This window comes from Pseudazoarcus sp. NS36, from assembly GCF_059703705.1.
Map to the genome: position 1 here is coordinate 74,537 of NZ_BAAKJA010000002.1, position 24,074 is coordinate 98,610.

Sequence of the window (24,074 nt, forward strand, 5' to 3'; positions counted from 1 at the left end):
GCGCTCCCGCCTCCCGGAGAAACTCGTGAGCACCGCTGCCCGCCCCACCGATCCCGTTGTCACCCTCTACACCGAGCATCACGGTTGGCTGCAGGGCTGGCTGCGCAAGAAGCTTGGCTGCTCGCACCGGGCCGCCGACCTTGCACATGACACCTTTCTGCGCCTGCTCGACCGCGACGAACCGGTCACGCTGCGCGAGCCGCGCGCGTTTCTGACCACGATCGCCAAAGGGCTGGTGGCCAATCATTTCCGGCGGCTGAAAATCGAACAGGCCTGGCTCGATACGCTGGCGCGCCTGCCCGAGGCCGCGGCGCCATCGCCCGAAATGCGGGCCGAACTGATTGAAACCCTGGTCGAGATCGACCGCCGTCTGGACGCGCTGGGACCGCTGATCCGGCGCGCCTTTCTGCTATCACAGCTCGACGGCCTGCCGCAGGCCGAAATCGCGGCGCAGCTCGGGGTGTCTGTGCCCACCATCAAACGCTACGTGGCCAGGGCGCTGGTCGCCTGCTGTTTCGACGATGCCGCCTGATCCGTCCACCAAGCCGAGCGAGGTCCGCCATCAGGCTGCCATGTGGCTGCTCGACCTGCAGGCCGATGGCGACAACCCCGAACTGCGCGCTCGCTGGCAGCGCTGGCTCGACGCCTCGCCCGAGCACCGGCAGGCGTGGATGGCGATGGAGGCCTTTGGCGCTCGCATGCGTCAGGTCCCGCCTGCACTGAGCCGCGCCGCGCTGGCGCCGGGCAAGTCGCGGCGGCGTGCGCTCAAGGCGCTGGCGGTGCTGATTGCTGCGGGTGGCAGTGTCTGGCTCGCGCGCGAGTCGGGGCAGTTGCCGCTGCTGGTCGCCGACCTGCGCACCGGCCCCGGCGAGCGGCGTGAGCTCACGCTGGCCGACGGCAGCCGTATCGAGCTCAACGCCGAGACCGCGCTCGACGTGCACTTCGAGGCGGGCGCACGCCGGCTGGTGCTGCATCGAGGCGAAATCCTGATCACCACTGCGGCGGACGCTGCCGGCCGGCCGTTCTTTGTAGACGCGCCGCAGGGCCGCGCCCGTGCACTCGGCACGCGCTATTCGGTGCGCGCAGAAGGCACGCACACCCACGTCGCGGTGTACGAAGGCGCGGTAATGATCGAACCGCGCAGCGGCACGGCCGCGGGGCTGACGCTGCAAGCCGGCCAGCAGACCCGCTTCAGCGAGTTCGCCGCCGAGACGCCCGTTGCGGCCCGCGAGGCCGACACGGCGTGGACGCGCGGCATCCTCGTCGCCGAAGACATGCCGCTGGCCACGTTCGCGGCCGAACTGTCGCGCCTCACCGGCCAGGCGGTGCGCTGCGATGTCTCACTCGCCAAGCTGAAAGTCAGCGGCACCTATCCGCTGGCCGACCCGGACGCGGTGCTCGATCTGTTGGCCGCCGCCCTGCAGCTCAGGCTGGAGCGCCGCCGTCGCTGGTGGGGCGGCACGGAAACGCGACTCTCCCCCGCCTGAGCTGCTGCCTTTGCGACGACCTGCATTTTTTGCGTAGCGAATGATCCCGATTCCGTTTTCGCGGGGCATGGATAAGGAAAGCATCGTTTTCCAGCCATCTCACGAAAGGGGAACCCCATGAAGCACGCCATGCGCGCGGCACGCGCATCCCGTCACCCGATCCGCGCCGGCCTGCGCCAGCGCGTGCTGACCCGCGCGCTGCGCGGCGCGCTGCTCAGCCTGACCGTCACGGCCGGCGTATTGCCAGTCTCCGCCGTGCACGCGCAGCAAACGGCAAGCCGCGAATACGCCATTCCGGCCGGCAGCCTGACCGACACGCTGAACCGCTTCGGCGCCGAGAGCGGCCTGCTGCTGTCGTTTTCCAGCGAACTGACGGCCGGCCTGCAAAGCCCTGGCCTGCAGGGCCGCTACACCACGCACGCCGCCCTGCAGACGCTGCTGGCAGGCACCGGCCTGGAGGCGGTGGCGCGCGGCAACGGCTATCTGCTGCGCAAGACCGGTGGCGATGTGCAGCTCGCGCCGGTCACGGTCACCGACACCGTGGAGCGCGAGACGGCACGTGGCCCGGTGCCTGGTTATGTGGCGCTGCGCAGTGCCACCGGCAGCAAGACCGATGCGGCGCTGACCAAGATCCCGCAGAGCATTTCCGTAATTTCTGCCGAGCAGATGGCCGACCAGGGCGTGCAGTCGATCACCTCGGCGCTGGGCTATACCCCCGGCGTGGTCGGCCAATACGGTGACAACGATGTGCGCCACGACTGGCTGACGGTGCGCGGCTTCACCCCGGCGCGCTACCTCGACGGCCTGCGCCTGCCCTTCGGCGCGCGCGGCTATGCGCAGCCACGCGTCGAGACCTTCGGACTGGAACGCGTCGAAGTGCTCAAGGGCCCGGCCTCGGTGCTGTACGGCCAGGCGGCACCGGGCGGGCTGGTGAACATGGTGCGCAAGCGCCCCACCGACGAGCCCGTCCGCGAGATCCAGCTCCAGCTCGGCAGCCACGACCGCAAGCAGATCGGGCTCGACCTCGGCGGCCCGGTGGGCGACAGCGACGACGTGAGCTACCGCCTGGTGGGCGTGGTGCGCGACGGCAAGACCTCGTTCGACCACGTGGAAGAACGCAAACGCTATTTCGCCCCGTCGCTGAGCCTGCGCCCGACCGACGACACCACGCTGACCCTGCTGGCCGAGTACCAGAAGATCGACTCGCCGGGAGGCGGCGGCGCGCCGGCCCTGCCGCTCAACGGCACGCTCGACACCGACACCTATCCGCGTCTGCCGCGCGACACCTTCGTCGGCGAACCGGGCTACGACCACTTCAAGAACGAGCAATGGTCGGTCGGCTACGAGCTGGAACATGCGCTGTCCGAACGCTGGACCCTGCGCCAGAACATGCGCTACATGGAAGTCGATACCGACACCCAGCGCGTGCAGGCCTACTGCCCCAGCGCCGCCAGTTGCGACCCGTCGGCGCTGCTGCGCTACGCGTGGGCGTTCCCGGAAACCTCGAAGCTGTTCACCATCGACAACCAGGCCATCGCCCGCTTCGACACCGGCCGCGCAAAGCACACGCTGCTGCTGGGGGTGGACTACTCGCGTGAAAAGAGTGCCTTCGAGGAATCGCAGCTGAGCATCCTCGGCACGCCCTTCAACGCCTACGACCCGGTCTACGGCACGCCGGTCAGCCGCCCCGGCCCCGGCATGCTGATCGACCAGAAGCTCTCGCAGGTCGGTCTGTACGCGCAGGACCAGATCGAGATCGACAAGCTCACGATCACCGCCAGCGGCCGCTACGACCGCGCCAACACGGACACCGTGACGCACATGGTGACGCCGGGCACCACCACCCGCGTCAAGCAGAAGGACCGCGAGTTCACCGGCCGGCTGGGCGCCGCCTATGCCTTCGAGAACGGCGTCAATCCGTATGTGAGCTACTCGACCTCGTTCCAGCCGGCCGGCGGCACCGACCGCGACGGCAACGCCTTCGACCCCACCACCGGCCAGCAGATCGAGGCCGGCGTGAAGTACCAGCCCGCGGATTCGCGCTCGCTGCTGACGCTGTCGGTGTACCAGCTCACGCAGCAGAACGTGCTCACGCCCGACCCGGTGAACACCAGCTTCCGCGTGCAGTCCGGTGAAGTGCGCATGCGCGGCTTCGAGGTCGAGGGCAAGTTCGAACTCTCCGAACAGCTCACGCTGATCGCCTCCTACGCCCACACCGACAGCGAGATCACCAAGGACAATCCGACCGGCAGCGGCACCAGCAACCAGGGCAACCGCCTGTCCTTCGTGCCGCGGCATCAGGCTTCGCTGTGGGCCAATTACCGCTTCGGAGGGCAGCTGACCGGCGTCAGCGTCGGCGGCGGCGTGCGCTACATGGGGCAGACCTGGGGCAACAACGCCAACACCACCGACGTCCCCGACTACACGCTCACCGACCTCGCGCTGCGCTACGACTTCGGTCAGCAGAACGCCGATCTGGATGGGCTGGAATTCGCGCTGAACATCAACAACCTCTTCGACAAGCGCTACGTCAGCACCTGCCTGTCGACGACCACCAGCTGCTACTGGGGCGAAGGCCGCAAGATCAGCGGCACCCTGAGCTATCGCTGGTAAGCCTGCGCTGTGTCAGACAACAGGTGAAGCCCGTCGTCGGCCCGGTCAGGCTGACGACGGGCTTCGCTGCATCGGAGGCCCGGTACGACATGAAACAATTTGTATCCGGACGCGCTTTTCGGGCCGCTCATACGACATGTCTGATGAGAGCACTCAATTGCAATGCGTATCCCGCCGGTATCAATGGCGTGACGCCAGCTTCAGCCACCGGAAACGCCGCATGAAAGCGTGATGTGAGGGCCGGGCACCTCCGCCCCAAACGCAAATGCAGTTGCAAATCATTCTCTTCTCTGGTTCGATGCGGGCCTTCGCCTTGTTGCGACACCCGCCGGCCCGCTGTTCCGTGGCGCCCTCGGGCGCCATGATTTTCGACAGGAATCCCGAATCACCCATGCAACACAGCCGTTCTTTCTTTCAGCGCCTTCCGCGCCCACCCGCCCTGTACAAGCCCGGAGCGCTGCGATGAGCAGCTTCGAACGCGGCTCAACGCTGGTCGCGGTGACGGCACTGCACATCGGCGTCGTGGTGTGGGCTACGTACACGCTCCAGCAGAGTCCGTCGGAAGTCGTACAGCCGACGATGCAGGGCGTGCTGGTGCCATCGGAGGCCGTCGTGCCGCCGGTGCCCAAGCCTCCCCCGCCGCCACCTCCGCCGCCCAAGCCCGAGCCGAAACCGGAACCGCCGAAGCCCAAGCCTCCCGAGCCCAAGCCGGTACCCAAGCCGAAGCCGAAACCGCTGCCCCCGCCGCCGCCTTTGCCGCCGTCGGAGAAGGCCATCGAGATTCCGGTAGAGGAAGTCGAGCCGCCACCGCCGCCACCGCCTCCGGCACCGGAAACACCACCGCAGAAGGAGGCGCCGCCGGCCAAGCCTCATCGGCCGCCCCCGCCGGGGCCTGCGGGGCCGCCTTCGGAGACGCCGTTCACGCCACCGCGCATCGAGGCCTCACACCTCAACAACCCGGCGCCGCCGTATCCGTCGCTGTCGCGCCGCATGCGTGAGGAAGGTCGCGTGCTGCTCGACGTGCATATCCAGCCGGACGGCTCGGTAAGCGAGGTGAAGCTGCGCGAGTCGAGCGGCCACCGCCGCCTCGATGACGCGGCGATGAACGCCGTGGAGCGCTGGCGCTACGTGCCGGCCACGCGTGGCGGCAAGCCGATTGCCTTCTGGTATGTGCAGCCGATCGTTTTCTCGCTGACCAACTGATTACCGATTCACACGGGGCGCTCGCAGGGGCCCCAAGCAAACAAGGAAAACCACCATGAACGAAGAAACCGCATCCTCCGCCCCCGGCACGATGCCACCCGATGGCGCCGCGGCCAAGGCGGGCATTCCCGAGACAAGCACCACGCTGCCGGTGCCCGGCCCCGACGCGGCCGACACGCTGATGGCCAACCCCTACGGCATCGAAGCGCTGTGGGCGCAGGGCGATCTGGTCATCAAGGCCGTGGCCATCATGCTGTTCGTGATGTCCATCGCGTCGTGGTACGTGATCATCACGCGCACGCTGCGCGCCATGCGCCTCAAGCGCGCCGCCCAACGCGCGCAGACGTTCTGGCACGCGCAGAGCGTAGAAGAAGGCCTCAACCTGATGGGCGGCGACGCCAGCACCAACCCTTTCCGCCGTCTGGTCGAAGAGGGTGGCCACGCCTGCGATCACCACGCCGCACGCCGCGAAGAACTGCACGGCCAGCTGAGCCTCGCCGAGTGGCTCACGGCCTGCCTGCGCACCACCATCGATGAGAGCGCAGAGCGCATGCACAGCGGTCTGTCGGTGCTGGCCTCGGTCGGCTCGGTCGCGCCGTTCGTGGGCCTGTTCGGCACTGTATGGGGCATCTATCACGCGCTGGTCGGCATCGGTGTGTCGGGCAATGCCGGCATCGACAAGGTGGCCGGCCCGGTCGGTGAGGCGCTGATCATGACCGCCTTCGGCCTGGCCGTGGCGATCCCGGCGGTGATCGGCTACAACGCGCTGGTGCGCACCAACAAGGGCGTGATGGGCCAGCTCAACCGTTTCGCCCACCACCTGCATGCGCTGATGGTCACCGGCGCCCCGGTACGCGCCAACAAGCTGCGCGTGGCGCATGCCAAGCGGGAGGCTTCCTGATGGCTTTCGGCAGCGGACTGGAGGACACCGGCGAGACCGAGATGAGCGAGATCAACATGATCCCGCTGGTCGACATCATGCTGGTGCTGCTCATCATCTTCATCATCACCGTGCCGGTGATGACGCACTCGGTGAAGCTTGACCTGCCGCGCGCGGCCAACGAGCCCAACGTGGTCGAGCCACGCACAGTCACCATCGCCATCACGGCCGACGGCGGACTGCACTGGAACGAGGACCTGATCGACCAGGACATGCTCGAGGCGCGTCTGACCCAGGTCGCGCTGGAGGATCCTCAACCCGAGATCCACGTGCGCGGCGACCGCAGCGTGGAATACGAGCGCGTCATCAAGGTCATGGCCGCAGCTCAGCGCGCCGGCATGCAGAAGCTCGGGTTTGTAACCGACCCTCAGCAGTAGGTTCAGCGGCTGCTCACAGCGACATAATCTTCAGCGCTGCGGGCAGCCGGGCGGAACCGTTCCGCATTGCGCGTCTCTCACCACTGGTTTCGCGGCATGCGGCCTCGCAGAAAAAATCGCGAACCGCTGTAAGGAATCGCGCAGCCGCCCGACGAAGCCACGGACGTCACGCAAACGTAGCCCTCGCTCCTCCTCCGCGAAGGCATCGTTGCCGATGTTCATCCAACCCACAGAAGGAGATCAGCATGTCCAGCAAACAGAAACTCGTCTCGCTCGCCCTCGGCTCCACTTTCGCCCTCGCCTCGATGGGCGCGGTGGCCGCGACAGCCGAGAACCCGTTCTCGGCTTCCTCGCTGTCGTCCGGCTATCAGGTTGCGGCCAACCACGCGAAAGGCGAAGAGGCCAAGTGCGGCGCCAAGGGCGACAAGAAAGAAGAAGCCAAGTGCGGTGCCAAGGACGACAAGAAGGAAGAAGCCAAGTGCGGCGCCAAGGATGACAAGAAAGGCGAAGCCTCCTGCGGCGGCAAGAAGTAATTCCGCCCGCTGTCTGAGTACCGGCGACGGGGCTGCGGCCTCGTCGCCGTTTGACGGAGATTCGCGATGCCTGTCGAACGCACTCCATCCGGCGCCGGCCTCGGCTTTCGCCGCGAGTTGATCGCCCCGCTGCGCGAACAGGGCGTGCCGTCCGCCGTCGGCTTCTTCGAGATCGCGCCAGAGAACTGGGCCGGTGTCGGCGGCCGCAGCGCACTTGAGCTGCGCGAATTCACCGAACGTTTTCCCTTTGTCTGTCACGGCCTGTCGCTGTCGCTCGGCGGCCCCGGCCCGCTCGACGAAGCCCTGCTGCGCCGCGTGCGCGCCTTCATGCGCGAGCACGGCATCACGCTGTACACCGAACATCTGTCGTGGTGCGCCGACGCGCATCACCTGTATGACCTGCTGCCGATCCCGTTCACGGAGGAAGCCGTGCGCTGGGTGGCCGAACGCATCCGCCGCGCGCAGGACATCCTCGGCATGCGCATCGGCATCGAGAACACCTCGGCCTACCTCGCCCCGCCGGGCGCCGAGATGAGCGAGCCGGAATTCGTCGCCGCCGTCGCGCGCGAGGCCGACTGCCTGCTGCATCTGGACGTGAACAACGTCTTCGTGAACAGCCGCAATTTCGGCTTCGACCCCGTCGCCTACCTCGACACCCTGCCACTGGAGCGCGTGGCCTACATGCACGTCGCCGGCCACCACGCGGAAGACGACGGCCTGCTCATCGACACGCACGGCACCGACGTGATCGACCCGGTGTGGGCGCTGCTCGATGCCGCCTGCGCGCGGCTGGGGCGCACGGTGCCCACCTGTCTGGAACGCGACTTCGACTTCCCGCCGCTGGCCGAACTGGCCGCCGAGGTCGAGCGCATCGTCGCCATCCAGGCGCAGCACGCGCCCGCCCTGCAGAGCGTGGCGCCATGAACGCGCCGGCTTCGTTCCGCGATTTCCAGCGCGATTTCGCGCGCCACCTGCGCGACCCGCATCACGTGGCCCGCCCGGCCGGGCTGCCGGCGCGCCGCAGTCGCGTGTACGAGCGCCTGCTGTTCAACAACGTGCGCGGCTTCGTCGACCGCTGTTTCCCGGTGTGTCGCCGCCTGCTCGGTGAAACGCGCTGGACGCGACTGATCCGCTGCTTCTACCGCGACTGGCCACTCGCCACCCCGTGGTTCCGCGAGATTCCGCGCGAGTTCGTGCGTTATCTGGATGAGGCCGACATCGCCATGCCGCGCCCGCGCTGGCTGGCCGATCTGGCGCGCCACGAATGGGCTGAGTTGGCGGTGGATGTGATGGAAGCGCCGCTGCCGCCGCACGACCCGGTCGGCGACCTGCTGGGAAGCCGCGTTGTGCTCAACCCGGCGATGATGAATCTGGCGTATGCATGGCCGGTGCACCGCATCGGCCCGGACTTCCGGCCGCGCAGACCGCAGCCGACCTTCATCGTCGCGCATCGCAACGAGGCCGGCGACGTGCGCTTTACCGAAGTGAATGCGGTGACTTCGCGCCTGCTCGACCTGCTCGCCGAATCCGCCACCGGCCGTGCGGCGGTCGAACAACTCGCCGCCGAACTGCAGCACCCTGATCCGCAAGCCCTTTGCGGCTTCGCCACCGGTCTGCTGGCCGATCTGCAGGCGCAGGGCATCGTGCTCGGCGCTGCGTCGTAGGGCGGATTAGCGCAGCGTAATCCGCCGGATGTGTGGCCCATACGGCGCAATGCCCTTCGGTTATTGCGCCCTACGAGACTAGGCCCAGTCAGCACTGCGCCCGGATCAACGGAATCCACATTTCATCTGGCGACAGCCCGCCGTGCACGCCGATCATGCTGTGCCGGTGTTCGCCCGGCACGCTGTCCACCACCGTCCAGCCGGGCTCCATCAGCAAGGTGTGCGTGCCGGTGCGTTCGGCCAGACGCGCATTCAGCGGCCCCGGCCCGAACAGCCCGGCGGCGACCAGATCGCTTGATCGCGCCACCACCGCATTGCCGGCAAACACCTCGGCCGCAGCCGCCTCGAATTCCGCCTCGTGCCCCTTCTTCACGGCGCAGAAGGCCGCGCGGCGCTCGCCCCACAGCGGGCATTCGAGCATGGCCATGAGTTTGGGGTGATCGTCCATGTCCACGGTGCGCTCGTCCGAAGCGTCGGTGAAGCCATGGTCGGCCGTCACCACCACCTCGCAGTCGAGACCTTTCAGGCGTTCGAGCAACGTGGCAAAGGCCGCATCCACGCGCCGGAACTCCTCCACCGCCTGCGGCGAGGTCGCGCCGAACTCGTGGCTGAGCGTGTCGAACAGCGGGTAATAGGCGTGGATGTAGCCGCCGCCCGCCTGCCGCATCTCGCCGGCGCCCTTCGCCACCGCCTCCACCAACCCGTCCAGCCCGCGTCCGTAGCCGACGATGCGTGCCCCGCGCGCATGCCGCTTCGAAAAACGCGACCAGGCAATCTCGCGCGGCGACACCAACAGGCTGGGCCGTGCACGCTGCTGGTACAGGCTGCGATACGGAAACAGTCGTTGGGTCAGGCGCAGTGCGGCCAACGAATCCGCACCACGCCGATACAGCGGTAGCGGCGCGATGATGCCGCCGAAGCGCCGGTCGCGGATGAACCAGCCGGTGAGCCCGTGCTGTGCCGGCGACAGACCGGTCATCGTTGCAGTGACGGCCGCAGAGGTTGTGGACGGAAACACTGAGGTGATGCGCCCCTGCCGGTGCGCAGCCAGCACACTGCCTGCGCCGAAGCGCTGCAGGAAGACATCGCCCAGGCCATCGATGAGCAGGAATACCAGCGTGCGCCCGGACGCCGCGGGCAGGTCTGCAAGCGGCGGTACGCCGGGCGCGCGATCGAGATACGCGCCGAATGCGCCCACCAGACCATGCAGGCCGCCCGCGCCGTAGTCGGGCAGCACGCTGTCGCGGGGCAAGGTGAGGGGGAAGTCGGCGGCGTCCATGCCCCGCAGCGTAGCAAAAGCCGGTCGGCCTGCGCGGCACGATGCGCTATCGTTCGCCCACGGGCCGGCACGCGCCCGCGTCAGGAGGCCTTCGTGAAGTTCGATACCGCAACCGTCCGGCTGATCATGGCCATCGTCGAGCACGGCAGCATCTCGCGCGCCGCCGACCGGCTGGATCTGGCGGTGGCGGCGGCCTCGCGGCGCGTGTCGGATCTGGAGGCGCAACTCGGCACCAAGCTATTCCAGCGCCTGCCGCATGGCGTGGTGGTCACCGAATCCGGCGCTCGCCTGCTCGAACACCTGCGCCAGATCGACAACCTGGTCGTGCGCCTGGAAGGCGACGCCAAGGCGCTGCACGAAGGCCTGAGCGGCCGCATCCTGATCGGCGCCCCAAAGGCCGTGGTGATTCCCTTTCTGGCGCAGGACATGGCGCGCGTGCGCCGCCGCTTTCCCGGCGTGGCGCTGCGCGTGATTGAGGAAAACAGCCAGATCGTGCAGCAGATGCTGCGCGACAAGGTGGTCGACATCGGCATCTACGAGCACCGCAGCGGCTACCTCGACATGGAGAAGCTGCCCTACCGCAACGACCGGCTGGTGCTGGTCTACAGCAAGGCGCACTACCGCTTCGACGGTGCGCCGCTGGGGCTGGACGCGCTGCTGGAACTGCCGGTGGTGAGCCTCGGGCGCGGCTCGGCCATTCTCACGGCGGTGCAGCGCGCCTATCTGAGCCGCGGCAAACCCTTCTCCAATGACTTCGAGGTGTCGGGCTTCGACTCCATGCTGGCGCTGGTGCGCAACGGACTCGGCGTGGGGCTGATGCCGCCGGACGTGCTGGCGAGTTTCCGGCCGGAATCCGGGCTCGGCAGCGTCGAACTGGATGGCGACTGGCACCACCGCCGCTTCGTGCTGTCGCGCGTCGCGGGCCATGCGCAGGCGCAGACGCTGGAGAACGTGGTGCAGGAGCTGATCGGCCCCGCCGCACCTTGAGCGTTACCGCCGACCTCGCTTTCGCAATTTGCGAAACCAGCCATGCGCAACACGTCGTTGCCGCCGTCGGCCCGAGCGACGATAGTCCTTCCTGAACTCATTGCCTGCCCGCCATCCTGCGGGCCTCTGCTCACGCTCCCAGAAAGGAACCTCCAGTCATGTCCGCCAAGAAACTCCCCCTCGAAGGCATCCGCGTACTCGACGTCAGCCAGGTCATGGCCGGCCCCTTCGCCTGCATGCTGCTGGCAGACCTCGGCGCAGACGTGATCAAGGTCGAGCCGCCCGAAGGCGACCAGACGCGCGGCGCGATGGGCTTCAAGATGAAGGGCCCGGACAGCATGGGCTTCCTCAACATGAACCGGAACAAGCGCTCGCTCTCCCTCGACCTCAAGAGCGACGAAGGCCGCGAGTTCTTCTACGAACTGGCCAGGACCGCCGACGTGATCGTCGAGAACTACCGCCCCGGCGTGGTCCAGCGCCTGCGCATCGACTACGAAACCATCAAGGCCATCAACCCCAAGATCGTTTATGTGAGCATCTCGGGCTTCGGCCAGAGCGGCCCGTGGGCCATGCGCCCCGGTTTCGACCTGATGGCGCAGGCCATGACCGGCGTGATGAGCGTCACCGGCTACCCCGGCGGCAAGCCGGTCAAGGCCGGCGTGCCGGTGGCCGACATCGGCTGCGCCCTGTTCGCCACCTACGGCCTGCTGTCGGCCTACATCGGCGCGCAGAAGAGCGGCGAAGGCCAGCACATCGACGCCTCGCTGTTCGACGCCGCGATGGCCTTCTCGATCTGGGACATGTCGGCCTACTGGGGCAACGGCGAAATGCCCGAGCCGGTAGGCACCGCCAACAAGATGAGTGCGCCCTACCAGGCCGTAAAGGCCAAGGACGGCTATTTCGTGATGGGTGCCACCAACCAGAAGCTGTGGACCCAGCTGTGCGAACTCATCGGCCAGCCCGAACTCGCCACCCAGCCCGAATTCGCCACCATCGCGCAGCGTCTGAAAAACCGCGAACTGCTGATCGAAGCGCTGGAAGAAGAATTCGCCAAGAAGAACGCCGACGAATGGATCGAACTGATGCTCGCCGCCAAGATTCCGGCCGGCCCGATCCTGTCCTACCCGGAAGCCTTCGGCAGCGAGCACGGCCAGCACCGCGGCATGTGCATGGAGATCGACCACCCCATCGAGGGCAAGGTCAAGAACATCGGCTTCCCGGTGAAGATGCTCGGCACCCCGCAACAGGTACGTCGGCACCCGCCGCTGCTAGGGGAACATAATGAGGAGATTGCAGCGGAGATCGGGGTGAAGGTCTCGTAAGCGGAAACTCCGCATCTCCGCGCCCAACGCCGACGCTTTGGCCCGAATCGCCCTCAGTGCGATTCGGGCGAACAAATTGATCTTTAAAAGTACGAATTGCCAAGTCAGCTGAAGGCCAAAGTCTGATAAGCGCTCAGCTTATGTAGACGCACCCCTATCTTTCGGAAGCCAGCAACTGTTTGATGCGGCTTAACTCCGCAACGGCTCTATCGCTATCTTCATTCACCCCGGCCTCTCGAACAGATTTCTCGACCTTATCAAGAAGTCTTTCCAAAATTCGTTCGTGCTCGATCACCACTTCAACATGGCGCCGTATAGTGGACAAGTCCGAGTAAAAAACACTACTACTCTTGACCCAATTCATATCGTTCAACTTTTTGTTGACGTCGAAAACCATGGAGTCATGCGAACGAAGAACCGCAAAAACCTCTGAGATATCTACTACATAGGTTTCATCGTCACGCCTTCCAAGCCGAAATACTGTCGGAATCTCATCAATTGAATACCTGCTAAACCTCACCCCAGAGATATCCAAATCATCCTCTTTCAGAACTTCGGAGTTTAATGACAAGTAGTCTTCCACCTCTTGATCAGACAGATTCGTCATTCCACAACCATGCACGCATCGAAGCAGAAAGGCTTTTAAGCTCATACACCCCCCAATGCGGCTTTAATTACTCGAGTAATCCAAGAGCGGAAGCCTTGCAAAATCGCCGACCAAGCTGCCCCCACCCCAAATCCTAAAGCTACTATCGACGCGGCACTCTCTAGGCTCGAGAACAGAGCAGGAATCAAAACACAAGCGGTCACCCCTCCCCCGAGAACTTCTAAAGAGGACTTAATTTTGTACTTGTTGTTCTTATAGTGATCTCTTGTAAACGCAAAAGCGAAAGCAACGCCACCACCCAGAACTCCTCCTACCAGCGCAAGAAAATACACTGAACTCATAAATTCACTCCGCAATCCGCCTTAGCAACCCTGAATCAACTCGAAGCACTCAGACCAGAACGCTCAAAATAGGAAGTCGCGCCGGGGTAATCGAAGAGCTACTATAGCTCGCCCAGCATTTCGACCCAAACATCATGAACGACCTCCGCGACCTCAAGGCCCTGATCCGCTCCGTCACGCCGATCATCGAGATCGAGACGATGGAAGAAACCCGCGCGATGCGGCTGCTGGAGGATCTGGCGCGTGATCAGAATCTGCCGCTGTATCGCTGGTCGGCCGCTGGCGGGCTGACGCAGCCGGGCTTTGCTTACGGCGCGGCGCCGACAAGCCGCGGGCTGAACCGACCCGACCTTTCACTGCAGGACGACTGGCGCGACACGCACGAACGCGGCCCGGATGGCGAACGCGTGGTGCCGGACACGCAGGCGCTGGCGTCGGCACTCAAGTTCATCGACGAGCGCGGGCAGCGCGGGCTGTATGTACTGCTCGACGTGCAGCGCCATCTGGAAGACCCGGTGGTGCTGCGGCGACTGCGCGAGATTGCGCTGGATCACCCGGTGGATCAGCGCACGCTGGTGCTGGTGGGGCCGCAGGTGGAATTGCCGCCGAAGCTGGCGCGGCATTCGGCGCATGTGGCGCTCTCCTTGCCGGAGGAGACGCGCATCCGCGAGATCCTCGGCGAGGAAATCGCGATGTTCGAGCGCGACGGCGACAAGGTGCGCCGTACCCCGGCGGTGGAGGATGCGCTGGTGCGCTACGCCTCGGGCCTGTGCGAGGAGGATGTGCGGCTGCTGATGCGCCAGTCGGTGCGCAACGACGGCGCGCTGACGCACGACGACCTGCTGCGCGCGGCCAGATACAAGCAGCAGACCACGCCCGGCCTGACGCTGGAAACCGCGCCCGAGAACCCGGCCTCCATCGGCGGGCTGCTGCGGCTGCGGCGCTGGATCAACCAGCGCAAGCCGATCTTTCTCGGCGAAGTCTCGCGTCCCGGCCTGCCCTCGCCCAAGGGTGTGCTGATCACCGGCGTGCAGGGCACCGGAAAGAGCCTGGCGGCCAAGGTCACGGCGGCCGAATGGGGCGTGCCGCTGGTGCGGCTGGATATCGGCTCGCTGTACGACAAGTTCCACGGCGAGACCGAGCGCAAGCTGCGCGACGCGCTGGCGGCGGCCGAGGGCATGCAGCCCATCGTGCTGTGGATCGACGAAATCGAGAAAGGCCTGTCGGCGGATGCCTCGGGCGGCGACGGCGGCGTGTCGCGCCGCGTGCTGGGCACCCTGCTGACCTGGATGGCCGAGCGCAGCTCGCGCATCTTCATCGTCGCGACCGCCAACGAGGTGCACGCGCTGCCGCCGGAGCTGGTGCGCAAGGGCCGCTTCGACGAGCTGTTCTTCGTCGACCTGCCGGACGCACCGGCGCGAGAGACCATCTTCCGCATTCACCTGAACCGCCACCGCCTGCCGCTGGAGGGCTTCGACTTGCGCGCGTTGGCCGAAGGCTCGCCCGGCCTGTCGGGTGCAGAAATCGAGCAGGCGGTGGTGTCGATGCTCTACGAAGCCCTGCCCGACAACCGCAACCCGGACATGGCCATGCTGCTGACCGAACTGGCGCGCACGCGGCCGCTGTCGGTGGTCATGGCAGAGCGGGTGGCCGACTTGCGCGCGTGGGCGGCGGAGCGCTGCGTGATGGCGGACTGAAGACGAAGTGGTAGACGTAAGAACGGGCAGATCCGGCGATCTGCCCGTTCTTTTTTCAGCTACGGAACGCAGGACGTGTGCGCCCCTGCAACCGCAGGCCGTTCAATCAGCCTTGAATGGCATGGCCCTGCAACCAAGCCCGATAGGCCTTGCGCGTCACGTCCGACACCGAATCCAGTGCCTTCTGATGCTGCACCTGATGCCGCATGATCAGCCGGGCATCGGCCACGGCGCGGGATTTGCAGAACCAGTGGCAGCTGTGCTGGAAGAGATACAGCTCGGCCGACAGATGGAAGGCGCGCGTTTTCGGGTCGAGCTGCGCCTCGTTGTCCACCACATGGCGCAGCCCCGCCGCGTGGATGCGCAGCAGCGCACGAAAATCCCGCGCCGCCGCAGGCAGCACGCGCTCCACGTACGGCACGCAGAAGGCCAGCGTCCCCATTGCCGTGGCCTGCTCGCTTTCCTTGCGCATGGCGTCTGCCAGCGACTGCACCTGCGCGGCCACTGCGTGTTCGGTCTGGGCAAAGGTTTCCAGCACCTGAAGCCGGCGGGATTCCGAGTCTTCGCCGATGGCGCGGGTGTAGCCCTGGGTCAGGGTTTCCATGTGCTTTTCGAGCCGCAGATTGGCCAGATGCCGGCCCAGCAAAGCAATGTGCGCGCGCTGGTAACGCACGCGCAGCACCTGCCAGACCACGAAAACCGTCAACAGGAGGAATGCAATATCCATCGCCCGCGTTCCTTCGTCATTCACTCGAGATGCCAGGGCATGTTCCGCATGCGGCCAGCCTGTACGGAAACATTGCGGCAAAAAACAAAAGGCCCAAACCTGGGTTTGGGCCTTTTGCATTATCTGGAGCGGGAGAAGAGTCTCGAACTCTCGACCTCAACCTTGGCAAGGTTGCGCTCTACCAACTGAGCTACTCCCGCTTTACTTCTGGAGGCGCGACTCGGAATCGAACCGGGGTACACGGCTTTGCAGGCCGCTGCATAACCACTCTGCCATCGCGCCAACGTACCGGCTCCCGATGCGCCACGCTCGGGCGGAACCACCTGAGGCAATTCCGAAAAACTCTGGAGCGGGAGAAGAGTCTCGAACTCTCGACCTCAACCTTGGCAAGGTTGCGCTCTACCAACTGAGCTACTCCCGCTCGGGAAGACCGCCATTATAGTGAGCGCCGAAGCACTGTCAAGCGGTGTCAAAGCACCTCAGACATCACGAGACGCGCTACGCTTGTTTCCTCTCCACCAGCGACCGCCGCCGTGACCGACTCGACCACATCGCCCCCGGAAATCTGCACCCCGCGCTCGCTCACGGAGCTGTTCGTGACCTTCACCCTGCTCGCCCTGCAGGGCTTTGGCGGCGTGTTGGCAGTCGCTCACCGCACGCTGGTCGAGCGCAAGCGCTGGATGACGCGGCAGGAGTTCGTCGAACTGCTGTCGGTGTCGCAGCTCTTGCCCGGCGCAAATATCGTCAATCTGGCGCTGATGATCGGCGACCGCTATTTCGGTTGGCGCGGGGCGGTAAGCGCTCTGGCCGGCATGATGTGCGTTCCGCTGATCATCGTGCTGTCGCTGGTCGCGGTGTACAACGAGTACGCACACCTGCCGGCCGTGGCCGGAGCGCTGCGCGGCATGGGTGCAGTTGCCGCGGGCCTCACCATCGGCATGGGCCTCAAGCTGGCCGGGGCGCTGCGTGGCAATCCGATGGGTATCCCGCTGTGCGTGGCCATCGGGGTGACCACCTTCGTGCTGGTAGCGGTGGTTCGGGCGCCGCTGGTGTGGGTGGTGCCGGGGCTGGGCTTTGTCGGCTGGTGTCTGGCGCGCTGGGCGATCCTGCGGGCGGAGAAGCGCACATGACCGAGTTCGCGCTGTCCGATCTGCCGGAGTTCTTTCTGCGCTTCATGATGCTGTCGCTGCTGTCGGTAGGCGGCGCGATTTCGACCGCGCCCGAAATGCACCGCTATCTGGTGGGCCAGAACGGCTGGCTCGACAACACCGAATTCACCACCTCGATCGCCATCGCGCAGGCCGCGCCGGGGCCGAATCTGCTGTTCGTCGCGGTGCTGGGCTACCAGGTGTTCGGGCTGATCGGCGCGGCCGCGTCGCTGATCGGCATGCTGCTGCCCTCGACCATCGTCACCCTCACGGCCAGCCGCTGGGGCCGCAAGCGGCGCGAAACGCTGGGCGTGCGGGCCTTCATCCACGGACTGGCGCCGATGACCATCTGCCTGCTGGTGGCGGCCGGTAGCATTCTGGCGCTGCCTTTCATCAATCAGCCCGATCATCGCCTTGGCGGCCTGACGCTGATCGTGCTGACGATTGCCGCGATGCTGACAACCAAGGTCTCGCCGATCTGGCTGATTGCCGCCGGCGCGGCATTCGGCGCGCTGGGCGGCGTCTGACGCGGTGTACGGTTTCGGCGGCATAATCCACGCATCACATCCACGGAGTCCGCCATGACCGTCATGTATCGCATCGCCCCTGCCCTGCTGCTTGCCATGCTGGCCGGCTGCAGCAAGGTGACCGCCGAGAACTACAACAAGATCCGGCCCGGCCAGAGCTTCGAAGAGGTGCAGGACCTGATCGGCAAGCCGACGAGCTGCGATGATTTGATGACGGCCAAGAACTGCACCTGGGGCAAGGAAGGCGGCGCACGCGTCAATGTCACCTTCGCCGGCAACAAGGTCGTGCTGTTCACTTCGCAGAACCTGCGCTGAAAAGGCGGGCCGGGGCGGGGTGCTAGAATTGCGCGCATTTGACGCAAGCAGACCCTGCCCATGAACGCCCCGCTGCACACTCCCCCGCCCGGCATCAGCGCCGCCGAATGGCAGGCGCGCATTGATCTGGCCGCAGCTTACCGTCTGGTGGCCCGCCGTGGCTGGGACGACCTGATCTACACCCACGTCTCGGCGCGTCACCCCGAAATCGAGAACGCCTTCCTGATCAACCGCTTCGGGCTGCGATTTGCCGAGGTCACGGCATCCAACCTGCTGGTGATCGACGGCAGCGGACAGGTGATCGGCGACCAGCAGTACCGGGCCAACCCGGCCGGCTTTGCGATCCACGCTGCCGTGCATGCCGCCCGTGAAGATGCCCACTGCGTGATGCACCTGCACACCGACGCCGGCATTGCCGTGTCGATGCTCGAATGCGGCCTGCTGCCGCTGTCGCAGCACGCCATGCGCTTCTGGAAGAGCATCGGCTATCACGACTACGAAGGCATTGCGCTGACCCCACCCGAAGCCACGCGCCTGGTGGAGAATCTCGGCCCGCATCCAGCGCTGATCCTGCGCAACCACGGCACCATGACGGTCGGCCGAACGGTGGCCGAGGCCTTTGTGCTGATGGACACGCTGGAAAAGTCCTGTCGCACGCAATTGGCCGCCATGGCCGCCGCGCCCGGCGGGCTGAAGCTGCCGTCCGAGGCCGTGCTCGACCACACGCTGGCGCAGCTCACCGGCGACTGGGAGCCCGAGGGCGAACTCGAATGGCCGGCCCTGCTGCGCATGCTCGAACGCGAAGAACCCGACTTCCTGAACTGAACCCGCAACCAACAAGGAGAAGCACGATGCCGACTTACCGCGTCGAACTGTTCGAAGGCCGCACGCCGGAACAAAAGAAGGAACTGATGGAAGCCATCACCGAGGCTTCGGTCCGCGTACTGGGCTGCTCGGCGGACTCCGTCGACGTCATCATCTATGACCTGCCCAAGCACAACTGGGGCACGGCCGGGGTGCCGTGGTCCGAAGCGAAGTAAACCTGCTGCACAACGCAAACGGCCCGCACATGCGGGCCGTTTTCATTGTTCCGGGGCGGCTTGCGGCGGCTTGTCCGGATCCGACTTTTCCTCGTCATCTTCCTCGTCATCGTCGCCGTCCGGGATCACCGCATCGGCGACCGCGCCCACCGTCTTTGCCGTGACCTTCACCCCGGTCGCCACGACGGTGACCGCCGCCCCGGTCACAGCCACCAGCGCCGAACACCCGCCCAACACCACAAACAATCCAGCCAGCAACACGGCACGCAGCACAGCACCCACCCCTGAAGAATCACCGCTGGATGGTAGCGCCGATCCGGCTCGATCCGGGCGGAAAGCTTGATTCAGGTCAAGCCTGCTGAAAGCGCAGCGCGGATAATCGGCCTCGATAACCACGCGAAGAGAAGGGAGAAGCACATGAAGCGCACGACACTCGCCGTCGCCCTCGCGCTGCTCGGAGGCATCGCCATCCAGGCCGCCGCGCAAGCCGTGAAGAATGAACCGATCACTCCCATCCGCCCGGTCGCCGAGGTCAACCTCGGCATGGTCGAACTGGGCAAGAAGCTGTACTTCGACCCACGGCTGTCCAAATCCGGCTTCATCTCGTGCAACTCCTGCCACAACCTGTCGCGCGGCGGCAGCGACAACCTGCCGACCTCGATCGGCGACAAGTGGCAGCAAGGCCCGATCAACTCGCCGACGGTGCTCAACTCCAGCCTGAACCTCGCGCAGTTCTGGGACGGTCGCGCGGCCGACCTGCAGGAACAGGCCGGTGGCCCCATCGCCAACCCCGGCGAGATGGCCTTCAGCCACACGCTGGCCATCGGCATGCTCGAATCCATCCCGGCCTACGTGCGCGATTTCCGTCAGGTCTTCCGGACCGAGAAGATCGGCATCGAGCAGGTCACCGCCGCCATTGCCGAGTTCGAGAAGACGCTGGTCACACCGAACTCGCGCTTCGACCTGTGGCTGCTGGGCGACAACACCGCCATCAGCGCCTATGAGCGCGAAGGCTACGAGATCTTCAAGAACAGCGGCTGCGTGGCCTGCCACAACGGCGAGGCCGTGGGCGGCAACTCCTTCCAGAAGATGGGCATCGTCGAGCCCTACCAGTCCGCCAGCGGGGCCGAAGGCCGCGCGGGCGTGACCGGCAAGGACGTCGACCGCTTCAACTTCAAGGTGCCGACGCTGCGCAACGTCGAGATGACCTACCCGTACTTCCATGACGGCGCGGCCAACACGCTGTCTGAAGCGGTGGACATCATGGGCCGCCTGCAACTGGGCCGTCACTTCACGCTCGACGAGAACGCTAAGATCGTGGCCTTCCTGAAGACGCTGACCGGCGACCAGCCCAACTTCACGCTGCCGATCCTGCCGCCGTCGGCCGATCTCACGCCGCGCCCGACACCGTTCGACTGAACCCGGCCGCAGCCGCCGTCACAGCCCCGCCCTGGCGGGGCTTTTCTTTTGGTGCCGGCCCGGCGGGTACAATCCCGGCTCGCCACATCCCGTCCTGCCAATGAATCCGCAGCCCGAAACGCCTGCCTGCCACGCCGACCGCAAGCTGTTCGAACCGATCGCACACTTGCTGCGCCGCTTCGACGCCGCGTCCTTGCCGGAGGTGGCCACGCTCGACGCACTGCTGCAGGAAGTCGCGCCCGGCACCGCCACGGCCTCGGGCCAGCCCGTGCGCTTCGACACCGGGCCGGCGCCGCTCGAAGGCTACGAGGCGCGCATTCACGACACCGGTGCCGTGCCGACGCGCAGCGCAGACTGGCACGACTTCTTCAACGCGCTGTCGTGGTGCGTGTGGCCGCATAGCAAAGCCGCGCTGAATTCTGCCCATGTGCGCGAAATCGCCGCTCGCCGCGCCGCCGGCATTGCCGGACGCGGGCCATTGCGCGACGCGCTCACGCAGTTCGACGAATGCGGCCTGCTGGTGGTGTCGAGCAACCCCGACATCCCGGCCCTGCTGGCTGCGCACGAATGGCACGAAGTGTTCTGGCAGCGCCGCGCACAGCTGGCCGGCAACACCGTCTTCCTGATGTTGGGACACGGCAGCTGGGAGCAATTGCGCAGCCCCTTCGTGGGCCTGTGCGCCAAGACGCTGCACCGTGTGGTCACGCCCGCATGGTTCGAGCTGGCACCGCAGGCCCGGCAACGCGAGGCGGACGTCTGGCTGGCCGGATGCATTGCCGCCGGCACGGCGCTGAACAGCCCGCGCGCCTTGCGCCCGCTGCCGCTGCTCGGCATCCCCGGCGTTACGCCGGACAATGCCTGCGCCGACTACTATCGCGACACACGTCAGTTCCGCCCCCCGCCGCAGCCCCGTAAACTCCGGGCCTGAACCGCTGCAGGGCACAGCTGCTGCAGAATAAGGCAGTGTGACTTTTTTCCGCTCTTTCAAGCTACAAGCGTTTTATCCACAGGCCCACGCACAGCCTTGTCCCCGCAGCCTGTGCAGAACTGAATCCGGCCCGAAGCCGATTGGAGAATCACCGCATGAACGAACTGCCACGCATTCTTGAACGTCTTGCCGATCTGATCTCGGCCAACTTCCTGCTGGTGGCCGGGGTGTTCATCGCATGGATCGTGCTGATGGCGGTAGCCGTGCGGCGCGGCGGCGCACGCTGGCGGCCCACACGCCCGCTGGCGGTGTTTGCCGCCATCGTGTCGAGCGTGTCGGCCTTGTTCATGGTGCCAAGCCTCACCGGCATGAGCTTTGGCGCGGTGGCCGACTGGAGCGACTGGCTGGAACTGCTGGCGATCGCACTCGGCTCGGGCCTGCTGACTTTCGCTTTCGCCTGGCCGGCAGTCGCCACCGCACTGCGTGATCGCAACGCCGGACGCTGAGCCCGCGCCCCCGCCACAATCCGAAACATGCCGGGCGGAACTCAGCCACCACCCGGCGTTCAGACCAATCCGGCGCCTCTTGGCGCCCTTCCCCAGGACAACCAGACCGGATCAATGCCCTTAAAAAAAACAGTTTCGACCTGCCTTCTGCTCCTCTCCCTCGCTGCCTGCAGCACCCTTCCCTCCTCCGATACGCCTGAACTCCTGTCCCGCCTCGACGCGCTCGAACGCTCGGTGCTAGACATGTGCGCCCATCGTGACGTGCGCACCCAAGACCAGTTCGCAGGCCTCGGCAAGGTCCAGACACAGCTCGACGAAGTACATCAACAGGTAGTCGCCGATGCCGATGCCCGCCAGCGCTCGACCGCGTCCGAATGCAAGCAAAGTGGCGGCGCCGGCGACAAGCAGGTGTTGGGCCGCGCCGAATGGGTCGGCCTGCCCTCGCTGGGTTCGTACTTCAAGGCGCGCCTGGACACCGGCGCCAACACCTCGTCCCTGTCGGCCAGCGACATCACGCCGTTTGAACGTGATGGCGAGAACTGGGTGCGCTTCCGCCTCGCGCTGAGCGAGGACGCCGCCGTGGTGCCGTCCGTCCGCGAACAGGAGTTCGAGGCCAAGGTGGTGCGTCAGGTGCGCATCGTGCAGGCCTCAGGCTCGGACCGTCGCCCGGTCATCAGCCTGCCGCTGACCCTCGGACCCATCGAGCAGCGCGTGGAGTTCACGCTCAACGACCGCAGCCATCTGACCTATCCTGTGCTGCTCGGCCGGCGCTTCATGATGGACATCGCGGTGATCGACATCGGCCAGAGCTACTCCCACCCACGTCCCGAGTTCCCCGGTGGCGAGCCGGCCACCAGCGCCGCGCGCGACCAGGATGACGACGAAGCGGCGGAAGAAGAATGAAGAAGCTCTCGCGCTTGCCGTTCTGGCTGTTGATCGCAGGCCTGTTGATCGGCGGCATTGCGCTCAGCGTGCATCGCCATATCAGCTTCGAGGTGCCATGGACGCCCGGGGATGAGCGCGAGGTGTGGGAGGTCCAGGCCCAGGTCAATCTGCGTGCCAACGGTGAGCCGGTGCGCGTCGATCTGGCCCTGCCATCGGACCAGGAAGGCTTTCGCGTGCTCACCGAGCATACGGCCTCGGCCGGTTATGGCCTGACCTTCGATGACGCACCCGGCGCACGCCGGGCACGCTGGGCCATCCGCAGCGCCAACGGCAGTCAGCAGCTCTACTACACCGCTCAGGTCATGGTTGCGCCGAACGAACGCGGTACGGCACTGCCGCCCCCGCCGGTACCGGACGAGGTGCTGTGGGAACCGCCCTACGACGTGGCCGCGCAAGCACTGATCGCCAACGCCTGGCAGCGCTCGGCCGACCCGTTCAGCTTCGCGCGAGAACTGGTCAGCAGCATCAGCGGAGAAGCCCAGGGCGAGAACGCACGCCTGCTGCTGGAACCCTTCAGCGCACCGGAGCTGATCGTGCGTCTGCTCAACCAGGCCGGCATCGCCGCGCGCGAAGTGGCCGGCCTGCAGTTGCGCGACGGGCGCCGCCGGCAGGTGCTGACGCCGTATCTGCAGGTATATGACGGCGAAGAGTGGATCCTGCTCGACCCGGCTACCGGCAGCGAAGGGCGTCCCGACGGCATGATGCTGTGGAAGGCGGACAGCGGCCCGGTGCTGCAGGTGGAGGGCGGCACCAATTCGCAGGTCAGCTTCTCGATGCTGCAGCACAGCCAGCCCGCCAGTGCCGCGCTGCGCGGGCTGAACCTGGACAGCACCATCCTGAATTTCTCGATCCACAGCCTGCCGCTGGAAGAGCAGGCGCTGTTCATGACCATCCTGCTGATCCCGATCGGCGCGCTGATCGTGGTCATCCTGCGCATCCTGGTCGGCATCCAGACCTCCGGCACCTTCATGCCGGTGCTGATCGCGCTGGCCTTCATCCAGACCTCGCTGCTGACCGGTCTGATCGGCTTCCTGCTGGTGGTGGCCGTGGGGCTGGTGATCCGAAGCTACCTCTCGCACCTCAATCTGCTGCTGGTAGCCAGGGTATCGGCAGTGATCATCACCGTGATCGGCATCATCTCGGTGTTCTCGGTGATGTCCTGGCGTTTCGGACTCAACGCCGGACTGACCATCACCTTCTTCCCGATGATCATCCTGTCGTGGACCATCGAACGCATGTCCATCCTGTGGGAGGAGGAAGGCCCGAAGGAAGTGCTGATCCAGGGCGGCGGCAGCCTGCTCACGGCCGTCATTGCCTATCTGGCGATGACCAATCCGTGGGTGCGCCACATCACCTTCAACTTCCTCGGCGTGCAACTGATCCTGATGGCGCTGATCCTGATGATCGGCAACTACACGGGCTACCGCCTGCTTGAGCTGCGGCGCTTCAAGCCGCTGGCGGAGCAATGA

27 protein-coding genes and 3 tRNA genes are annotated in these 24,074 nt (G+C 65.8%); 22 read left to right on the forward strand and 8 right to left on the reverse strand.

The genetic code is table 11. The features are described 5' to 3' along the window. The first annotated feature begins 25 nt into the window (after nt 1–25). The 9 genes from AC6H0R_RS03410 (at nt 26) to AC6H0R_RS03450 (ending at nt 8,817) form a co-directional block, all read left to right on the forward strand. Nucleotides 26–532 carry a sigma-70 family RNA polymerase sigma factor gene (locus AC6H0R_RS03410; protein ID WP_497579939.1) on the forward strand — a complete coding sequence of 169 codons (507 nt, stop codon included), beginning with the start codon at nt 26–28 and terminating at the stop codon, nt 530–532. Next, on the forward strand, nt 522–1,487 hold the full coding sequence (locus AC6H0R_RS03415) for a FecR domain-containing protein (RefSeq protein ID WP_497579940.1): 966 nt from the start codon (nt 522–524) through the stop codon (nt 1,485–1,487). The genes AC6H0R_RS03410 and AC6H0R_RS03415 overlap by 11 nt, the downstream gene beginning before the upstream one ends. A gap of 117 nt (nt 1,488–1,604) precedes the next feature. After that, nucleotides 1,605–4,100, forward strand: coding sequence for a TonB-dependent siderophore receptor (locus AC6H0R_RS03420; protein ID WP_497579941.1), 2,496 nt, complete (start codon nt 1,605–1,607; stop codon nt 4,098–4,100). 462 nt (nt 4,101–4,562) lie between these two features. Next, a complete protein-coding gene (locus AC6H0R_RS03425) occupies nt 4,563–5,303 on the forward strand; it encodes an energy transducer TonB (protein ID WP_497579942.1) in 741 nt (246 codons plus the stop codon). Nucleotides 5,304–5,358: 55 nt separating this feature from the next. Further along, nucleotides 5,359–6,204: a MotA/TolQ/ExbB proton channel family protein gene (locus tag AC6H0R_RS03430; RefSeq protein ID WP_497579943.1), complete on the forward strand. Its 846-nt coding sequence runs from the start codon at nt 5,359–5,361 to the stop codon at nt 6,202–6,204. After that, on the forward strand, nt 6,204–6,620 hold the full coding sequence (locus AC6H0R_RS03435; protein ID WP_497579944.1) for an ExbD/TolR family protein: 417 nt from the start codon (nt 6,204–6,206) through the stop codon (nt 6,618–6,620). The genes AC6H0R_RS03430 and AC6H0R_RS03435 overlap by 1 nt, the downstream gene beginning before the upstream one ends. Before the next feature lie 245 nt (nt 6,621–6,865). Next, the gene (locus tag AC6H0R_RS03440) at nt 6,866–7,153 is read left to right on the forward strand and encodes a hypothetical protein (protein ID WP_497579945.1); all 288 of its coding nucleotides are present in this window, start codon (nt 6,866–6,868) and stop codon (nt 7,151–7,153) included. Between the two features lie 66 nt (nt 7,154–7,219). Continuing rightward, a complete protein-coding gene (locus AC6H0R_RS03445) occupies nt 7,220–8,077 on the forward strand; it encodes an HvfB family MNIO-type RiPP peptide maturase (RefSeq protein WP_497579946.1) in 858 nt (285 codons plus the stop codon). Then, entirely contained in the window at nt 8,074–8,817 is a 744-nt protein-coding gene (locus tag AC6H0R_RS03450) for an HvfC family RiPP maturation protein (protein ID WP_497579947.1), read from the forward strand. Before AC6H0R_RS03445 ends, AC6H0R_RS03450 begins: the two co-directional genes overlap by 4 nt. Before the next feature lie 88 nt (nt 8,818–8,905). On the opposite strand, the gene AC6H0R_RS03455 is transcribed toward AC6H0R_RS03450, so the two are convergent. Beyond that, a complete protein-coding gene (locus AC6H0R_RS03455) occupies nt 8,906–10,096 on the reverse strand; it encodes an alkaline phosphatase family protein (protein ID WP_497579948.1) in 1,191 nt (396 codons plus the stop codon). Between the two features lie 93 nt (nt 10,097–10,189). On the opposite strand from AC6H0R_RS03455, the gene AC6H0R_RS03460 reads away from it, so the two are divergent. Beyond that, nucleotides 10,190–11,083: a LysR family transcriptional regulator gene (locus AC6H0R_RS03460; protein ID WP_497579949.1), complete on the forward strand. Its 894-nt coding sequence runs from the start codon at nt 10,190–10,192 to the stop codon at nt 11,081–11,083. 158 nt (nt 11,084–11,241) lie between these two features. Continuing rightward, nucleotides 11,242–12,405, forward strand: coding sequence for a CaiB/BaiF CoA transferase family protein (locus AC6H0R_RS03465; protein ID WP_497579950.1), 1,164 nt, complete (start codon nt 11,242–11,244; stop codon nt 12,403–12,405). 154 nt (nt 12,406–12,559) lie between these two features. Here AC6H0R_RS03465 and AC6H0R_RS03470 read toward each other — a convergent pair whose 3' ends face one another. Together AC6H0R_RS03470 and AC6H0R_RS03475 are read right to left on the reverse strand one after the other, a co-directional pair. After that, the gene (locus AC6H0R_RS03470; protein WP_497579951.1) at nt 12,560–13,012 is read right to left on the reverse strand and encodes a hypothetical protein; all 453 of its coding nucleotides are present in this window, start codon (nt 13,010–13,012) and stop codon (nt 12,560–12,562) included. A 41-nt stretch (nt 13,013–13,053) separates the two neighbouring features. Beyond that, the gene (locus AC6H0R_RS03475; RefSeq protein ID WP_497579952.1) at nt 13,054–13,353 is read right to left on the reverse strand and encodes a hypothetical protein; all 300 of its coding nucleotides are present in this window, start codon (nt 13,351–13,353) and stop codon (nt 13,054–13,056) included. Nucleotides 13,354–13,487: 134 nt separating this feature from the next. On the opposite strand from AC6H0R_RS03475, the gene AC6H0R_RS03480 reads away from it, so the two are divergent. Then, nucleotides 13,488–15,050, forward strand: coding sequence for an AAA family ATPase (locus AC6H0R_RS03480; RefSeq protein ID WP_497579953.1), 1,563 nt, complete (start codon nt 13,488–13,490; stop codon nt 15,048–15,050). Nucleotides 15,051–15,156: 106 nt separating this feature from the next. Here the strand turns inward: AC6H0R_RS03480 and AC6H0R_RS03485 are convergent, their stop codons facing one another. From AC6H0R_RS03485 to AC6H0R_RS03500, 4 genes are all read right to left on the reverse strand, one after another. Then, nucleotides 15,157–15,777 carry a hypothetical protein gene (locus AC6H0R_RS03485; protein WP_497579954.1) on the reverse strand — a complete coding sequence of 207 codons (621 nt, stop codon included), beginning with the start codon at nt 15,775–15,777 and terminating at the stop codon, nt 15,157–15,159. Between the two features lie 124 nt (nt 15,778–15,901). Beyond that, nucleotides 15,902–15,977, reverse strand: a tRNA-Gly gene (locus AC6H0R_RS03490). An 8-nt stretch (nt 15,978–15,985) separates the two neighbouring features. Then, nucleotides 15,986–16,059: transfer RNA gene (locus AC6H0R_RS03495), tRNA-Cys, on the reverse strand. A gap of 63 nt (nt 16,060–16,122) precedes the next feature. Next, nucleotides 16,123–16,198 (reverse strand) — tRNA-Gly (locus AC6H0R_RS03500). 112 nt (nt 16,199–16,310) lie between these two features. Here AC6H0R_RS03500 and AC6H0R_RS03505 point away from each other — a divergent pair. The 5 genes from AC6H0R_RS03505 to AC6H0R_RS03525 are packed head-to-tail and all read left to right on the forward strand — an operon-like array spanning nt 16,311 to nt 18,807. After that, on the forward strand, nt 16,311–16,907 hold the full coding sequence (locus tag AC6H0R_RS03505) for a chromate transporter (protein WP_497579955.1): 597 nt from the start codon (nt 16,311–16,313) through the stop codon (nt 16,905–16,907). Next, the gene (locus tag AC6H0R_RS03510; protein ID WP_497579956.1) at nt 16,904–17,452 is read left to right on the forward strand and encodes a chromate transporter; all 549 of its coding nucleotides are present in this window, start codon (nt 16,904–16,906) and stop codon (nt 17,450–17,452) included. Before AC6H0R_RS03505 ends, AC6H0R_RS03510 begins: the two co-directional genes overlap by 4 nt. A gap of 54 nt (nt 17,453–17,506) precedes the next feature. Beyond that, nucleotides 17,507–17,767 (forward strand): hypothetical protein, encoded by a 261-nt coding sequence (locus AC6H0R_RS03515; RefSeq protein WP_497579957.1) that lies wholly within the window; start codon nt 17,507–17,509, stop codon nt 17,765–17,767. Nucleotides 17,768–17,827: 60 nt separating this feature from the next. After that, complete coding sequence (locus AC6H0R_RS03520; protein ID WP_497579958.1) at nt 17,828–18,592, forward strand: class II aldolase/adducin family protein; 765 nt, start codon at nt 17,828–17,830, stop codon at nt 18,590–18,592. A 26-nt stretch (nt 18,593–18,618) separates the two neighbouring features. Further along, nucleotides 18,619–18,807 (forward strand): 4-oxalocrotonate tautomerase, encoded by a 189-nt coding sequence (locus tag AC6H0R_RS03525; protein WP_497572093.1) that lies wholly within the window; start codon nt 18,619–18,621, stop codon nt 18,805–18,807. Nucleotides 18,808–18,849: 42 nt separating this feature from the next. Here AC6H0R_RS03525 and AC6H0R_RS03530 read toward each other — a convergent pair whose 3' ends face one another. Further along, nucleotides 18,850–19,203: a hypothetical protein gene (locus AC6H0R_RS03530; RefSeq protein ID WP_497579959.1), complete on the reverse strand. Its 354-nt coding sequence runs from the start codon at nt 19,201–19,203 to the stop codon at nt 18,850–18,852. 21 nt (nt 19,204–19,224) lie between these two features. Between AC6H0R_RS03530 and AC6H0R_RS03535 the strand changes: the two genes are divergently transcribed. The 5 genes from AC6H0R_RS03535 (at nt 19,225) to AC6H0R_RS03555 (ending at nt 24,074) form a co-directional block, all read left to right on the forward strand. Further along, the gene (locus tag AC6H0R_RS03535; RefSeq protein WP_497579960.1) at nt 19,225–20,226 is read left to right on the forward strand and encodes a cytochrome-c peroxidase; all 1,002 of its coding nucleotides are present in this window, start codon (nt 19,225–19,227) and stop codon (nt 20,224–20,226) included. Nucleotides 20,227–20,326: 100 nt separating this feature from the next. Then, nucleotides 20,327–21,154, forward strand: a complete 828-nt coding sequence (locus AC6H0R_RS03540; protein ID WP_497579961.1) for a DUF3025 domain-containing protein — start codon at nt 20,327–20,329, stop codon at nt 21,152–21,154. Nucleotides 21,155–21,309: 155 nt separating this feature from the next. Then, complete coding sequence (locus AC6H0R_RS03545; RefSeq protein WP_497579962.1) at nt 21,310–21,660, forward strand: hypothetical protein; 351 nt, start codon at nt 21,310–21,312, stop codon at nt 21,658–21,660. A gap of 243 nt (nt 21,661–21,903) precedes the next feature. Then, nucleotides 21,904–22,563 carry an ATP-dependent zinc protease family protein gene (locus tag AC6H0R_RS03550; RefSeq protein WP_497579963.1) on the forward strand — a complete coding sequence of 220 codons (660 nt, stop codon included), beginning with the start codon at nt 21,904–21,906 and terminating at the stop codon, nt 22,561–22,563. Continuing rightward, on the forward strand, nt 22,560–24,074 hold the full coding sequence (locus tag AC6H0R_RS03555) for an inactive transglutaminase family protein (protein WP_497579964.1): 1,515 nt from the start codon (nt 22,560–22,562) through the stop codon (nt 24,072–24,074). Before AC6H0R_RS03550 ends, AC6H0R_RS03555 begins: the two co-directional genes overlap by 4 nt.